This window comes from Qipengyuania soli (assembly GCF_015529805.1).
Lineage (GTDB): Bacteria > Pseudomonadota > Alphaproteobacteria > Sphingomonadales > Sphingomonadaceae > Qipengyuania > Qipengyuania soli.
This window is the reverse complement of the sequence record NZ_CP064654.1, coordinates 2217573-2232008: the sequence shown is the minus strand read 5'-3', so window position 1 is coordinate 2232008 and position 14436 is coordinate 2217573. Positions and strand designations below refer to the sequence as shown.

The window sequence follows — 14436 nt, the reverse complement described above, 5'->3', positions numbered from 1 at the left end:
CACCCGACATTGACTCGGATGGATCGTATATTAGATAATCATAATATGACAGAGGCAGTGATGGACTTTTCAAGTGACACCGTCCTCGCGGCAGCCGCAAGGCAGATCGAAGAGGCACGCGCCGACAAGGCCAAGCGGCCATCGATCGCGGGTTTCTTCGACGAGGCGACCAATACCGTCAGCTATGTCGTCCATGATCCGGCGACCAATGTCGCCGCGATCATCGACTCGGTTCTCGACTACGATGCGGCGGCGGGACGAACCTCGCACGGCTCAGCGAACCTGATCGTCGAATACGTGCGCAAGAACGACCTCAAGGTCGAATGGCTGATCGAGACGCATGCCCATGCCGACCACATTTCTGCCGCCCCATATCTCCAGAGTGAACTCGGCGGAAAGCTGGCTATCGGACGCGACATCATCCGGGTGCAGGACGTATTCGGCAAGCTCTTCAACGCCGGCACCGATTTCCAGCGTGACGGCTCGCAATTCGATCGCCTGTTCGACGACGGCGAAACCTTCAGGCTCGGCACCATCGATGCGATTGCGCTGCACGTGCCGGGACACACGCCTGCGGACATGGCATTCGTCATCGGCGACGCGGCTTTCGTCGGCGACACCATCTTCATGCCGGATTTCGGCACCGCGCGCGCAGACTTTCCTGGCGGCGATGCGCGAGAGCTTTTCCGCTCCATTCGCCGGCTGCTCGCCTTGCCCGAGGATACGCGCCTGTTCCTGTGCCACGACTACAAGGCCCCGGGACGCGACGAGTATGCGTGGGAGACCACCGTCGGTCTCCAGCGAACCGGGAACGTCCACGTGAGGGACGGCGTGAGCGAGGACGAGTTCGTCGCCATGCGGACAGCGCGCGACAAGACGCTCGCCATGCCCAAGCTCATCATGCCCAGCGTGCAGGTCAACATCCGCGGCGGACGCCTTCCAGATCCCGAGGACAATGGGGTCAGCTACATCAAGATACCGGTCAACGCCGTGTAGGACCGGCTGAGAAGGAGAGAGAGTATGGTCAAGAACATGGGCTCGATCGACCGGACACTGCGTCTCATCGTGGCAGTCGTGCTGGCCTACCTACTGTTGACCGGAACAATCTCCGGGACACTTGCCATCGTGGCCGGGGCAGTCGCCGCAATTTTCGTCCTTACCAGCATTGTCGGCTTTTGTCCGCTCTACAAGCCGCTCGGCCTCAGTACCTGCAGGAATTGAAGCTCCAAACGAGAATCCGTTGGTGACCGCCGAGCAGGCGGACAGGAAAACCCGCAAAGGAACCCCCACATGGAATGCAAGCAGCTTACCGAAGGGCTTAGCGTCCGCGGCCAGATAACACCCGCCGACATCCAAGCGATCAAGGCGCAAGGCTTCGCGCGGATCATCTGCAATCGCCCCGATGGGGAAAAGCCCGACCAGCCCTGTGCAGATGACGTGCGCGCCGCGGTCGAGGCCGCGGGTCTGGAATTCGTCCATAACCCGATCGTGCCGGGCGGCATCACCCCTGAAGCCGTCGAAGCCCAGCGCAAGGCGATTGCCGAGGCCGACGGTCCGGTCCTCGCCTATTGCGGCAGCGGCCAGCGGGCCACAGCGCTGTGGATGGTCGCCAATCCGCACGGGTTGAGCGCAGACGACCGGATCAAATGCGCCACCGACGCGGGCTACGATCTCGCCATGCTTCGCCCCAGGCTGTGAAACCTCCACGGGCCTGATGCTCCAGGATACGCCTCCCGCCGCCAAGACCTCCGCGTCGGTGAACGGGTTGGCGTCGCTGCAGCGTTATTTTCCCATTCTAGAATGGAGCCGCACCTACAGCCGGCTAGCGCTATCTCGTGACCTGGTCGCTGCGGTGATCGTCACGGTCATGCTCATTCCCCAGAGCCTGGCCTACGCCCTCCTCGCCGGGTTACCGCCGGTCGTCGGTCTCTACGCCTCGCTCTTGCCGCTCCTCGCCTATGCCGTGTTCGGGACCAGCCGGGTCCTCTCGGTCGGGCCCGTCGCCGTCATTTCCCTGATGACTGCCGCAGCGGCAGGCGGCGTGGCGACGGCCGGATCGCCCGAATATCTCGCCGCTGCCATCGCGCTGGCGATGATTTCAGGCCTGATGTTGCTCGCCATGGGCATCTTCAGACTTGGGTTTCTCGCCAACCTGCTCTCCCATCCGGTGGTAAGCGGCTTCATCAGCGCCAGCGGCATCCTGATCGCTGCCAGCCAGCTCAAGCACATACTTGGGGTGAAGGCGGAAGGAGAGGATCTCTATGCGATCGGCAGCACCCTGCTCAGACATGCGGGAGATGCCAATCCTTACACTCTTGGCGTCGGTCTCGGCACGATCCTCTTCCTCGTATGGGCGCGCAGCAGTCTGAAGCTCTTCCTCGTCAGGCGAGGGATACGCCGGCAGGCCGCGGGATTGATGGCCAAGGCGGCGCCCGCGGTCGCCATCCTCCTGACAACCATTGTCGTCGCGGCGGCAGACTTGCCTGCAAAGGGCGTCAAGACGGTGGGAGACATTCCGATCGGCTTGCCCCACCTGGTCTTTCCGCAGTGGGACCCGGTGCTGTGGTCTAAGCTCCTTGTCGGGTCACTGTTCATCGCGATAATCGGTTTCGTCGAGTCGATATCGGTCGCGCAGACGCTGGCGGCCAAACGCCGTCGCAGGATCGACCCCGACCAGGAACTGGTGGCTCTCGGTTCGGCCAACGTGCTGTCGTCGATGTCGGGGGGATTTCCCGTAACGGGTGGTTTCTCGCGCTCGGTCGTAAACTACGATGCGGGCGCGGAAACGCCGGCGTCGGGTGCATACACCGCTATAGGCATGGCGCTTGCCTCGATCCTGCTGACACCGTTCCTGTTCTACCTGCCGCTTGCGACACTGGCCGCGACCATCATCGTGGCCGTCCTCTCGCTGGTCGACTTGGACAAGCCGCGCGAGCTCTGGCGCTATTCGAAGCGCGATTTTGCCGGCATTGCGGCGACGATCGCCATCACCCTTGCCGACGGCGTCGAGACGGGTGTTCTGGCGGGGGTCGCGATAAGCCTCGCCCTGCTGGTGTGGCATGCCTCGCGCCCGCATGCTGCGGTCGTCGGACGCATCCCCCATTCCGAGCATTTCCGCAATGTGCGCCGGCACGAGGTGCTGGTCGCTCCGCACCTGCTGACCATCCGGATCGATGAATCGCTGACCTATCTCAACTCGCGCTGGTTCGAGGATTTCGTCTTCGACCAAGTGGCCAAGAACCCCGAAGTGCGCGAGCTGGTGCTGATGTGTTCGGCGGTGAACTGGGTTGATGCAACGGGCCTCGAAATGCTCGAGGCGCTCAACCGCCGCCTCGCGGATTCGGGCGTGATACTGCACCTTTCCGAAGTGAAGGGACCAGTGATGGATCGCCTCGCGCGATCGAACCTGCTCGACGAACTGCGCGGAAAGATATTCCTGTCGCAGAACGAGGCGTTCGAGAAACTTGCGCCGGCTGCCGCCAGCGAAGGACATCTGTCGAAGCCCGATATCGTGACCGGAGGTGCAAAGTGACGCCCCTCGAAACCTATCTGCATGGCATTGCCGAGCGGTCCGACAGCTATTTCCAGGCGCATCTGGCGCGCGAAGACCTCGTGCGTGTCCGCAAGCTGGCGGAAATGGCGGCAGCGATCGGCGACCCTGAGAAGCTGCGGCACGATGCGCTCTACATCGGCTGGACGCCAGGGGACTTGCGAACGATCGAGCTCAAGGATCAGCTGCTTCCCCTTATCGACGCGTTCCACGCAGCGGCCGCGTCACCTGCCGACGAGGTCGTCGAGCAACGGATCATGGATCGCTGGAAAGCATTTCACGAGGCGAGGATCAGGGTGCTGATCCACTGCCTGTGAAATGAGCTGGTTCTAGCAATTGGCCTTGTTGTCGATCTCGCACTCGGCGCAGAACAGGTCGTAGAGCGTACCGATTACCGCCTTCGCGTCCTCGCTGTCGATGGAATACCAGACGTATTGCGATTCCCGCCGGGTCTTCACCAGCTTCTCCCGTCGAAGGATCCCGAGATGCTGCGACAGGGCTGATTGCGAAAGTTCGATCTTCTTGGTCAGGTCGCCGACGGTCATTTCCTGCTGCGACAGCTGGCACAGGATCATCAGGCGCGATTCATTGGCCATCGACTTCAGCAAGGCCGAAGCGCGACCGGCATTTTCCTTCATCAATTCCAGTGGAAGTTCCACTTGCCGTTCCTTCAACTGCGGGCATCAGCCGCAACCGGCGAACCCGTCTTCATCCATCTTCGCTTCGTAGGGTCCGGCAACTTCGCTACCGGGTGTGAGACTGCCCTTTACGCTGTCCCAGTCCTCCGGCGCAAGAATGACCATCCAGTTCGCGTAGGGATCCTCGTTGGCAAGGCTTGGTTTGGCCACCAGGTCTTCGTTCACGGCGACGATTTCGCCGCCGGCCTGGGTCTTGGCCGGACCGACCCACTTGCCGCTTTCGACGATCGCGCAGGAACGCCCGGCCTTGATTTCCTTGCCCGGCTTCTTCGGCGTGAAGGCGACCAGTTCGCCGGCTAGGGCGACCGCCACGGCGGTCATCCCGATGCGGATGTTGCCGTCGCCTTCTTCCTTGATCCAGATGTGGTTGTCGACGTCGTAGAGCAGGTCGTCGGGCAGGTTGCATCCGCGTACGCTTGGCATGTTACACTCCCAGATAGTCGACTTTGCGGTCGGGCTTGGATCTGATCGGGCGCGAGGAGCAGCAGAAGTCCCCCAGACCCGCTTCCTGAAGCTTCCCACCGATAAACAGCACCAGGTGCTTTGTCACCAGACGCATCATGGCGACAGTGCTCCCGATACAGGGGTCGGCGGCGTTCATACTGACGAGATTGTAGTGATAGGCGACCTCGCGACAGGTCTCGCGGCAGGCGTTGAAACTCGGATCACCCTTCGCACCCTGGCGGTGGAGTGCAAGCAGACGAAACCCCTCGCGCATCTCGTCGGTAGGGGTGCCGCCATGGGCGACGATCCAGTTCTCGAGCACGTCTTCGCTCGCCTGGAGCAGCTCTGCCGCATGGTCGAGCGGGTCGGGCGAACGTTCGCCCGTCTCCAGCCACTGCTCGATCTCGGCGATGCTACGCATGGTCAGGCGATCCCCTTTGCCTTCAGCAGCGGGATCGACTGCGAGACATTGGCGTGGAGCCCGACCTTGCGCGGAGACAGGCCCATGGCGAGGCCGAGCAGTTGGGTGAAGTAGACGACCTTGACCTTGGTATCCTTCGACAGCTTCTTGAGTGCGCGGATCTGGTGCATTTCGAGGCCCGAATGGCAGGTCGGGCATTCGGTGGCGATAACCTCCGCCCCCGCAGCTTCCGCCGCCTCAAGGATGTTGAGCACCAGCTTGGTCGACATGTCGCTGTCCGACAGCGTGTGCGCCCCGCCGCAGCAGGCTGTTTTCAGCGGGAATTCGACATTCTCCGCCCCCGCGATGGCGAGCAGGTCGTCCATGTAGTGCGGGTCCTTGAAGCTCTCGCTGTCGCCGCCGTGGCCCTTCTCGGGGAAAATGTGGCGCGGACGCGTGTACATGCAGCCGTAGTAGTTCGCGACCTTCAGCCCCTTGAGGCCACCCTTGATCTTGGCCTTGAGCTCTTCCTCGCCATAGCCGAACTTGATCCAGTCGAGCGCATGGATCGTCTCGATCTCGCCCGGATGATAGGCTTCATGCCCGGCCTTGGCGCTGATCTTCTCGACCGTGGCTTTGGACTTTTCCTTGTGGCTGAGGTCGTATTCGGCCTTCTTGAGGTTGTGGTAGCAACCGTTGCACGGCGCCATCACGACCTCGGCCTTGTTCTTGTGCACCGCCTGACTCATCACCCGCGAGGAAAGATAGGTCTGCACCTCGAGGTCGATGTTCTTGACCTCCATCGCGCCGCAGCAGTTCCAGTCCTTCACTTCCTCGAGCTTGAGGCCGAGCTTCTTGCCGACCGCGCGGGTCGAGATGTCATAGGGCTGGCCGGTACCCTCCAGCGCGCAGCCGGGGTAGTAAGCGACCGTCTTGTACCGTTCCTTGCGGTTGTCCTGCATCTCTCGATCCTACTCGGCCGGGTCCATGCCCAGCGCTGCGTGCTGCTTGGCCTTTTCTTCGGCAATGTGTTCGCGAAGGGCATCGCGCGCCTTCGACCAGTCTGAAGTCTTGGGGTGGAACAGCGTCGACCAGCCCATCTTGCTGAGCGCCTTGAGCGGCAGGCCGCTGACCAGCTTCTTGACGAGATCGACCAGCCAGTCCTGCAGCAGCGGCTGGTCGGTCTTCTTCATGAATTCCATGAGAACCCGGCCGTCCTCGATACGGCCATATTCGACCACCTGGTCGGTGAATATCTCGTCAAAGATCAGTGAGTTCGACTTCGGCGTGTGCCCCTTCATCTCGAGCCAGTGCGCGGTCGCCTTCATCACCCCTTCGGGCACGACGTCGCGCGGGCAGGCGCTGGTGCACTTGTTGCAGCTGACGCACTGCCAGATGATGTCCTTGTCGCGCAGCAGCTCGCTCTCCATCCCCATGCGGATGAGGTAGATCCAGTAGCGCGGGTTGAAGTCCGGGTTCTCCGCATTGACCGTGCAGCTGTTGGTGCAGGAGCCGCATTGCCAGCAGCGGTGGATGTATTCGCCGCCCGGCATGGCGGCGATCTCGTCCTGCAAATCCTCGTTGTAGTCGGTGACCACGCGGCTGCGGATGAAGGTCGAGAAATCGCCCGACACGTCCACTCCGTCGATCACGAGATTGTCGTGGGTCGAGAGGTTTTCCGGGCGGATCAGGCTCTTTTCGTGGATGGGCATGTCAGGCGTTCCCCATCAGTCGGGAGGTCGTCATGATGTCGGACAGATCGATCGCATCGTCATCCTCGCGGGCCGAGACATCGGCGGCCTTGGCCTGCACGCCGTCGAGGCCAAGCAGGCGCAGGACGAACAGGAAGCTGTCCTGCTCGGACGCGAAATCGGCCTTGAGGAAAGCTCCGCCCTGACTGGCGATATAACCGGCATAGACCTGCGCGCAGACCAGATCGACGTAGCAGGGCACATCGCGAAACACGCCATTGTCGGTCAGGTAGCCGGCCAGTTCCTCGCGCAGCTTGAGGAAGGTCGCGTAGTTGTCGGCCACGTCGATCAGCATGTTGTCGACATCGTCGGCGAACCAGATTTCGCGCAGCACGCCCGAGTTCGCCTTGTGGTCCCAGACCCAGCGGGTCATCAGCGGGTAGAGTTCGCGGCGCGAATTGTGGAGGATCTCGCAGGCAAGGTCGCGCACCCAGCGGTGGCGCTTGCTGGCGGGAAAGGCGGCGGTGAAGCGCGCGATGCGCTCGTCGGTGTCGCCTTCTGCAAGGAGCTCGCCGATAGCCTGCTTCATGTGCAGGAAGTTGGCACCCTCGAGGTAGTCGCCCACCCGGCGGCGCACGGTCGGCATGAACATCAGCAGCTTGAGGAAGTTCTCCGGCGTCAGGTCCTTCGCGCCGTCGGCGAAGGCATCGGCGAAAAGTTCGGTCTTGAGATTGAGCGCTTCGACGATCTTCTCGATCCCGCCATGCGCTTCGGCCGACGCAAGCATTCCCGACAATGCCTGGCCCAGCCGCTCGCCATCGAGGTCGAGCCGCACGGCGAGATCGATCTCGCCGGGGTAGTAGGCAGAAGGGTTGGCCCGTGCGCCCATGATCCTATTCAGCAGCCTCCATCTGGGGGGCGAGCGAGGTCAGCAGCGACATTGCGGCAGCCGTGCCCTGCGCGATGGAATCGTCGATCGTCTCCGGCCCGGTGGCCGCACCCGCGACGAACACGCCCGGGCGATTGGTAGCGCCCACGATCCCGTAGTTGTTCTGCCGCTTGATGTAGCCCCAGTGATGCAGTTCGACCCCGAAAATGCTGGAAATCAGCATGTTGTCGACATTGGGATCCATGCCGATGGCGTGGACGACCATGTCGAAGGGGATGGTGATCGGGCGTTTGACCAGAGTGTCCTCGCCCTTGACGATGACCTTGTCGCCATCGCTGGTGACCTCGGCGATGCGCGCCTTGATGTACTTGACCTTGTGCTCTTCCTGGCTGCGCCAGTAGATTTCCTCGTAGAGTCCGAAGGTCCGGATATCCATGTAGTAGATGTAGACGTGGCAGTCGGGCAGTTCCTCGCGGATTTCCATGCCCATCTTGGCCGAGACGGTGCAGCAGATCTTGGAGCACCATTCGCGCCCGATCTGGCGGTCGCGGCTGCCGACGCAGAGCAGGATCGCCACGCGCTTGGGCGGCTCGCCATTGCTGGGGCGGCGGATGCCCTTGCCTGAGGAGATCATCTGTTCGACCTGCGTGGTGGTGACCACGTCGGGGAAGGTGCCGAAGCCCCATTCGGGCTTGTTGATGCTGTCGAAGTGGGTGAAGCCGGTGCACAGCATGGCCGCGGCGCAGTCCACGCTTTCCCCTGTTGAAAGCTTTGCGGTGAAGGCGCCCGGTTCGCCCGAGAAGTCGCTGACAGTCGCGTTGAGGTGGACCGTCACTGCCGGGCTCTCGGCCACGCGGGTGACCATCGGGCCGATGGCGTCCGTCGCCCACTCGAAAGTCGGCGCGAGCTTGGCGTAGCCCGAGAGGATCGGCGCGCCACCAAGGCGGTCGGCTTTGTCGACGATCACCACCTGCTGCCCGGCGATGGCGAGCGAATGGGCGGCTGCGAGACCGGCGGGACCACCGCCGACAACGAGGATGGGCTTGCTCATTACGGACGTGCCTCGATTGCTTTGCGTTTCTCGGGCGGGATGTAGCCGGGGCCGCCGGTGATGCGGCGGCGCGGGTCGTAGAGGTTGTCCTGCTTGCCCGCTTTCACCTGCTCCAGGTATTCCTTGAACTCGGCCTCGCGCGCCTGCCAGTCGATGCCCATCTTCTCAAACAGGCGCTCCATCGGCGAAGCGTGCCAGTGCGACTGGACGATCTTGTAGGGGTGCGCACCGCAGGCGAGCGCGGCGAACTGGATGTCGGCGATCACCGGCAGCGAGTAGTCCTTGCCCGCGTTGCGCTCGTCCGCCTTGGCGATCCACTGGTTCTTGTCGAGCGTGGTGATGCAGCCGGTGTCATGGCCGATCATCACGTCCGAATGCGCCTCGTCGACCGCGACCTTGATCTTGCGGTCGATGGCAAAGCTGCGGGTGAACTCGCGCTCGGAAATGATGTGGCGGAAGCCGAAGCCGCAGCAGTCGTACCAGGTCGAATAGTCGATCACCTGTGCGCCGAGGTCCTGGATGATGCCGGTCGAGACCGCGACGCGGTTCCCGTCGAGCACCTCGTCGTCGTAGATCACGTCCTGCGGGATCATCTTGTAGACGTGGCACGCCGGGTGGATCGTGGCGCGCACGTTCGAGACATCGAACACCTGCCGCGCGGCGATGTCCTTGCGCATGGCGTGGACCCACTCGGAATAATGGACGATCTCTTCGGGGATCAGCAGCTTCCCGTCGACCAGCCGGTCGAGCTTGCCGAGGATCTTGGTGACCTTCTCGCGCAGCGATGCGGAAAGCAGCAGGTACTCGCGCACCTCCTTGTAATTGCCGAAGGAGGTGCCGCAGTGGACCAGCGGATAGTAATAGCCCTCGGGCAGCCCCTCCGCCTTGGCCGAGACATAGGCCTGGTGGAAGTTGCGCAGGAAAACCGCGGCAAGGCTGACGATATTGCCGATGCCGGAACCATGGTAGTTCCAGGCGGTGCAGCTCGTCTGGTCGGTCTCGTCGAGATAGGGGATGTCCATCTCGTTCATCATCCACAGCAGCGCCGTGGGATAGCCCGGGATGTTGCCGCACTGGCCGCAGCTCTTGTGGTGCCACAGCTGGCGGGTCGGGATCTTCTTTTCCCAGCCGTAAAGCGTCTTGGCGATGCGCGGGGCGTGCTGGTCTTCGACGCGGTGGACCTTGATCTGGCCGTCTTTCTCCAGCTCCCACATGGCGTCACGGATGTCGTGGACGCGGTCCTTGTTGGTGAGCATCGAGCGCTTGTCGATCTTCTGTTCGACCCAGCTAGTCGCCTGCGCGGCGTCGGCGGCGGACAGGTTGCTGTCGCGCCATTCGGCGCCGTGGCCGGTGAAGCGTTCGCCGTCGGTAGGTGTCGGGTCAGACATGGGCCCTGTCCTCAATCATCGTCGTCATCGTCGTCTTCCATGTCCTCGAGGAACTCGTCCCACTCGTCCCGCTTCTCGTCCATGATGTCCTCGATCACGTCGAAAAGGTTCTCGTCGATGGTCTCCAGCTGGTCGAGAACGCCGCTCTCCTCCCAGATCGTGTAGAGTTCGACCGAGGTCTTGAGATTGGTCTCCCACGCAGTCTTGATGGTGTTGAGCGTGGGCATAGGGATGGCCCGGCGCAGCACCTGCAGCGGCGCATCGATCTTCGAGATGTTCGGACCCCAGTCACCGAAATGGTCGGGGTTGATCATGTCGGGCGACAGCTGGTTGCCGGTCGAGATCAGCTTGAGCATGACGCGGCTGAAGGGACGCAGCACGCTCTTGGCGCTTTCCATGCCGTGCTTGATCGCCGCCTCGCGCATCAGCATCACCAGGCCTCCGGGCGAATTGCCGAAGGGGCAGCGCGCCGCACAGGTGTAGCACTGGGCGCACGACCAGATCTTCTCCTGCATCGCGTCGTAGATCCCCTCGAGATTCTCGGTCCACAGCAGCTGGACGATCTCGCGCGGGCTGAAGTCGTAATAGTGCGCGGCGGGGCAGGTTGCGGTGCAGATGCCGCAATTGAGGCAGCCGTTGAGCTCGTGGTCGAAGCGCAGGTCCGACTGGATGTCGTTGAAGATCTTCTCGAGCTTGGCGCGGGGAACTTCCTGCGTTCCCTCTACGGGGTCGCCGATGTATTTCTCGACACGGGTGGAGGTGTCTATCGCGCCCATCGTCCCGTCCTCAGTAGGTCAGCACCTTGGTGTCGTCTTCCTCCATGATCTGTTCGATCAGGTAGGCGCCCCCGACGATGTCGGAGCACTCGGGGATAAGATCGTCCTTGGTCATGTCGAACAGGTCGAGGTTGGGGGAGCAGCACATGAACTTCACCCCCGCGTCGTGCGCATCCTTGATGAAGTCGTAGACCGTCTTCGGCGAACCGGGCTTCACGACCAGCTTTTCGGCGACGCCCTTCTTCATCAGCTTGCCCGAGGTGGCGGTGCAGATGACCTCGACCTCGTATTCCATGGCCGCGGCCACGGTGGCCTGGAAGATGGGGGCACCCAGTTCCTCGCCGTTGGCGGGATCGGTGTTCGCCATGATGATGACGAGCTTGTCGGCCATGTTCTCTCTCCGCATTGCCGCCCCGTATTCCGGGGTCGTGCGACTCAATCATATTAGAATATACTAATTAAGCAAGGGCAGGGACCCGCTTCTTTTCAACCCGCATCCATCCAGCCGGTCAGCTGCACGATTCCCGTCATCATCGGGACCAGCGCGTCGGCGATGTCGTTCTTGCGCATGCCCAGGGCATCGAGCGCCGCGCCGGGCTTTTCGGGGACTTCCTCGAACTCCATGATGAGGTCTTCGGCCATGGCGCGCTTGAAGCCGGGGTGGCCCGTGAAGCCGAAAATGTTCGTGCCGACCTGGAAGGCTGAAGGGCGCCCCTCCGGATCGATTGCCAAGGTCTGCGCAAAGGACGGCGGCACCGGGCGGTCGCGCATGTAGACAGGGTTGAGCCAGCGTTCGGGCATGAACCCCGCCAATGCGTCATCCGCGACTCGGACGGCCTCCTCCGCAGTGAAAGTCAGCGGCGCTTCCTCGACCGATCCATCGCAGGCCAGCGCCACGATCTGCGCGCCCAGGCCGATGCCGATCATCGGCACGCCGCTCATGTAGCAGGCCCGCGCAAGCGCGACTTCTTCGGCTAGCGTTGGTACGTCGCGCACCCCCGCGCTTCCCCAAGGACCCCCGCCGAGCAGGATCAGCCCGTCACCGACCTGCGCGAATTGCGGGACCTTCCCCGCCTCGGTGAATGGGCGATGGTAATGGAAGCGGATCTGCCGCCCTTCGAGGTGGTCCTCGATCAGGCCGAGGTAATCGGCCGAAGTATGCTGGATGACGGTTAGCTGCTTCACGCTGGCTGGCAGGCTGCGTCCATCACCGCGGCAGCGAAGTCGCGCGGTTCCAGCCCGAGCATGGAGATGCCCGAACCCTCGAAGAATTCCGCGGTCTTGCGCTCGACATCTTCGAGCTGCGTTCCGCGGAGGTGCGATTCCAGGTCGAGCAGGGCGCGGGGCGGGGTGACGAAGACGTCGCCGACGAACAGGACCTCGCGGATGCGGCTGTCCTGGTTGCCGTCGACCCGCACATAGGCGGTCAGGTTGCGCGCGGGATTCTGGCCGGTGAGCACGTCCTTCTCGCGCGCAGGGTTGCAGATTTCCTCGACGAACTCCTGCGTCCCGATTTCCTCGGCATAGGCGATGTTGGCGCGGGTCTGTTCGCCCTCGGTCAGTTCCTCGGCAAAAGTCTCGATGCCGAGCGTTTCCTCGAGCCCCTCGATGAGCAGCATCTTCACCCTGTTGAGCGAAGGCATCTCGCCCAATTCCGCCTTGAGCGAGGTCACGCGCGCGCCGGCATCGGCCAGCTGACGCTTTTCCAGCTTCGCTTGCGGGACGTTCAGCACCGCCATCATCGCAGCCGGGTCGAGGTCGAGGATGACCGTGCCCTGGAAGATGAGGATATTGCCGTCGAAGAAGCCACCGGTGCCGGAAACCTTGCGTCCCTCGATCTCGATATCGTTGCGCGGACGGAAGCGGGCATCGACACCGAGCTTCGACAGCCCTGCGGCAATGCCTTCGCAGATGAGCCTCGTGACATCGGGGAGGGTGACCTGCCCGAACACGCGCTTGTCGCAAACCAGCGCCCAGCCGAGCTGGCCGCCGTCCATGAAGATCGCCCCGCCGCCGGTCATCCTGCGAACGGTCTGCACGCCGCGCGCGGCGCACGCGTCGAGGTTGAGCTCCTGCGCCAGGTCCTGGTGACGGCCGACCAGCGCGCAGGGTTCGAACTGGATGAAGCGGATCGTGTCGCCGATGTCGCCTGCCAGCCGCGCCTCGATCAGCGCCTTGTCGAGAGCGATGTTCTCGCGGCCCGTGCGAACCCCGGTGTCGACGACCCTGAACTTCGCGCCCATCACAGTTCCTCGAATTCTTCGCCGGGCTCGTATTCCTCGCCCGGACGGACCCGGCCCAGCTGGGTGCGGATCTTCTTCATGTGCGCACCTTCCGGCTGGAAGGGGTAGCTGGCGATGTCGGAGACGGGGCTGTCGCCATAGGGGCGGTCGCAGGCGGAAATGTCCTCGGCGAACTTGCCCGGGCAACCGCTGGTGCGGAAGGCGATGCCGGTGTCGATGATCATGTCGACCTCGGCAGAAGGCAGGCCGAAGTCGACCACGCGGCCATGCTCGTCGAACTTCATCTGCTCCACGCGCACGCCGCAATAGTCGATCATGTAGCGGGCAAGCTGTACCCGCCGCCACTGGTCGCGCGGGGTCGCCGGCAGGTGGTCCATCAGGCTGCCCTTCTCGGGGAAGAAGCAGAACATGTGGCTGTGACCGCCCATGTCGACGAGCTTCTGGACGAGATGCAGGATTTCGCTCTCGGTTTCGCCCATGCCGACGATGATGTGCGCGCCGAACTTCTTCGGCCCGAAGATGTCGCGCGCATCCTCGAGGATTTCCCAGTACTTCGCCCAGTTGTGCGGGCTCTGCACGCCCTTGCCGCGCACGCGGTCGAAGATTTCCGGCGTCGCCGCATCGAGCGCGACAGTGAAGATGTCCGACCCCATCTCGTGCAGCTTCTTGACGTCCGCGCGCTGCATGGTCGTGGGGTTCGAGAGGATCGAAACCGGGATGTCGTCGGGAGAGACGTGGTCGGTCCAGGTCTTGAGGACGGCAAAGGTGTCCTCGTCCGACTTGGGGTGGGTGATCATCGAGATGCACATGCGGTGAAACGGGCTCTTGGCCCCGTCACGGCCGACGATCTCGGCGATCTGCGCCATCGGCACCGCAGGCCAGTCGACGCGGATGAAGTTGCGGTCGGCATAGTCGCGGTCGGCCTCGCGGTGGCGGGCAAGGCCGCAATAGGCGCAATTGGCGCGGCACCCCTCGGGATAGGTCAGCAGCAGGTTGAGGCAGCGGGTGCACGAACAGCCGTGCATCGAGCCGGGCATCAGCCCCAGCGTCATCGCCGCCGCCGTGCTGATCTGCACATATTCGGGCGAGGTCATGTTGGGCGTCTGGATATTGTTGTTCGGGCGATAGACGCCGGTCGGCGGGACCGCGCTGCTCTTGACCCGGCCGCCGTTGCGGAATTCGGGCGCGATGAAATCGGGGACGCGCGGCTGCATGGCGACCGCGGCATTGAAGTCCGCGCCGCCCGTGCCCGTAATCGAAGTGCGCTCGCTTTCGTTCTTCAGGCAACTCATCGGCGATACTCTCC

General features: G+C 63.0%; 18 protein-coding genes and 1 pseudogene. 5 read left to right on the top strand and 14 right to left on the bottom strand.

What is annotated here, in order from left to right:
- Positions 1–45 precede the first annotated feature (45 nt).
- The 5 genes from IRL76_RS11140 to IRL76_RS11120 all read left to right on the top strand — a co-directional run bounded on the left by IRL76_RS11140 (position 46) and on the right by IRL76_RS11120 (position 3867).
- On the top strand, positions 46–996 hold the full coding sequence (locus tag IRL76_RS11140) for an MBL fold metallo-hydrolase (protein WP_246449715.1): 951 nt from the start codon (positions 46–48) through the stop codon (positions 994–996).
- A 24-nt stretch (positions 997–1020) separates the two neighbouring features.
- Positions 1021–1221: a YgaP family membrane protein gene (locus IRL76_RS11135; RefSeq protein WP_200981408.1), complete on the top strand. Its 201-nt coding sequence runs from the start codon at positions 1021–1023 to the stop codon at positions 1219–1221.
- 69 nt (positions 1222–1290) lie between these two features.
- Positions 1291–1698 (top strand): protein tyrosine phosphatase family protein, encoded by a 408-nt coding sequence (locus tag IRL76_RS11130; protein WP_200981407.1) that lies wholly within the window; start codon positions 1291–1293, stop codon positions 1696–1698.
- 16 nt (positions 1699–1714) lie between these two features.
- Positions 1715–3532, top strand: a complete 1818-nt coding sequence (locus tag IRL76_RS11125; protein ID WP_200981406.1) for a SulP family inorganic anion transporter — start codon at positions 1715–1717, stop codon at positions 3530–3532.
- Positions 3529–3867, top strand: a complete 339-nt coding sequence (locus tag IRL76_RS11120; protein ID WP_200981405.1) for a hypothetical protein — start codon at positions 3529–3531, stop codon at positions 3865–3867. Before IRL76_RS11125 ends, IRL76_RS11120 begins: the two co-directional genes overlap by 4 nt.
- A 12-nt stretch (positions 3868–3879) precedes the next feature.
- Here the strand turns inward: IRL76_RS11120 and IRL76_RS11115 are convergent, their stop codons facing one another.
- The 14 genes and pseudogenes from IRL76_RS11115 to IRL76_RS11055 all read right to left on the bottom strand — a co-directional run bounded on the left by IRL76_RS11115 (position 3880) and on the right by IRL76_RS11055 (position 14422).
- Positions 3880–4209 carry an ArsR/SmtB family transcription factor gene (locus tag IRL76_RS11115; protein WP_246449712.1) on the bottom strand — a complete coding sequence of 110 codons (330 nt, stop codon included), beginning with the start codon at positions 4207–4209 and terminating at the stop codon, positions 3880–3882.
- 24 nt (positions 4210–4233) lie between these two features.
- Positions 4234–4671: a glycine cleavage system protein H gene (locus IRL76_RS11110; protein WP_200981404.1), complete on the bottom strand. Its 438-nt coding sequence runs from the start codon at positions 4669–4671 to the stop codon at positions 4234–4236.
- 1 nt (position 4672) lies between these two features.
- Positions 4673–5113, bottom strand: coding sequence for a hypothetical protein (locus IRL76_RS11105; protein ID WP_200981403.1), 441 nt, complete (start codon positions 5111–5113; stop codon positions 4673–4675).
- A gap of 2 nt (positions 5114–5115) precedes the next feature.
- On the bottom strand, positions 5116–6054 hold the full coding sequence (locus IRL76_RS11100; protein ID WP_200981402.1) for a CoB--CoM heterodisulfide reductase iron-sulfur subunit B family protein: 939 nt from the start codon (positions 6052–6054) through the stop codon (positions 5116–5118).
- A gap of 9 nt (positions 6055–6063) precedes the next feature.
- Positions 6064–6804 carry a 4Fe-4S dicluster domain-containing protein gene (locus tag IRL76_RS11095; protein WP_200981401.1) on the bottom strand — a complete coding sequence of 247 codons (741 nt, stop codon included), beginning with the start codon at positions 6802–6804 and terminating at the stop codon, positions 6064–6066.
- A 1-nt stretch (position 6805) separates the two neighbouring features.
- Positions 6806–7672 (bottom strand): hypothetical protein, encoded by an 867-nt coding sequence (locus tag IRL76_RS11090; RefSeq protein ID WP_200981400.1) that lies wholly within the window; start codon positions 7670–7672, stop codon positions 6806–6808.
- 4 nt (positions 7673–7676) lie between these two features.
- The gene (locus IRL76_RS14690; protein WP_343072325.1) at positions 7677–8537 is read right to left on the bottom strand and encodes an FAD-dependent oxidoreductase; all 861 of its coding nucleotides are present in this window, start codon (positions 8535–8537) and stop codon (positions 7677–7679) included.
- Between the two features lie 66 nt (positions 8538–8603).
- Positions 8604–8807, bottom strand: a pseudogene (locus tag IRL76_RS14580) (NAD(P)-binding protein); the annotation flags it as partial.
- Entirely contained in the window at positions 8723–9400 is a 678-nt protein-coding gene (locus tag IRL76_RS14575; RefSeq protein WP_281388138.1) for a heterodisulfide reductase-related iron-sulfur binding cluster, read from the bottom strand. The pseudogene IRL76_RS14580 and the gene IRL76_RS14575, both read right to left, overlap by 85 nt.
- Positions 9401–10122: 722 nt before the next feature.
- Complete coding sequence (locus tag IRL76_RS11075) at positions 10123–10887, bottom strand: 4Fe-4S dicluster domain-containing protein (RefSeq protein WP_200981397.1); 765 nt, start codon at positions 10885–10887, stop codon at positions 10123–10125.
- 10 nt (positions 10888–10897) lie between these two features.
- Positions 10898–11278 (bottom strand): DsrE family protein, encoded by a 381-nt coding sequence (locus IRL76_RS11070; protein WP_200981396.1) that lies wholly within the window; start codon positions 11276–11278, stop codon positions 10898–10900.
- Between the two features lie 95 nt (positions 11279–11373).
- Positions 11374–12072 (bottom strand): type 1 glutamine amidotransferase family protein, encoded by a 699-nt coding sequence (locus IRL76_RS11065; RefSeq protein WP_200981395.1) that lies wholly within the window; start codon positions 12070–12072, stop codon positions 11374–11376.
- Positions 12069–13130: a lipoate--protein ligase family protein gene (locus IRL76_RS11060; protein ID WP_200981394.1), complete on the bottom strand. Its 1062-nt coding sequence runs from the start codon at positions 13128–13130 to the stop codon at positions 12069–12071. The genes IRL76_RS11065 and IRL76_RS11060 overlap by 4 nt, the downstream gene beginning before the upstream one ends.
- On the bottom strand, positions 13130–14422 hold the full coding sequence (locus IRL76_RS11055) for a radical SAM protein (RefSeq protein ID WP_200981393.1): 1293 nt from the start codon (positions 14420–14422) through the stop codon (positions 13130–13132). The genes IRL76_RS11060 and IRL76_RS11055 overlap by 1 nt, the downstream gene beginning before the upstream one ends.
- Positions 14423–14436 lie beyond the last annotated feature (14 nt).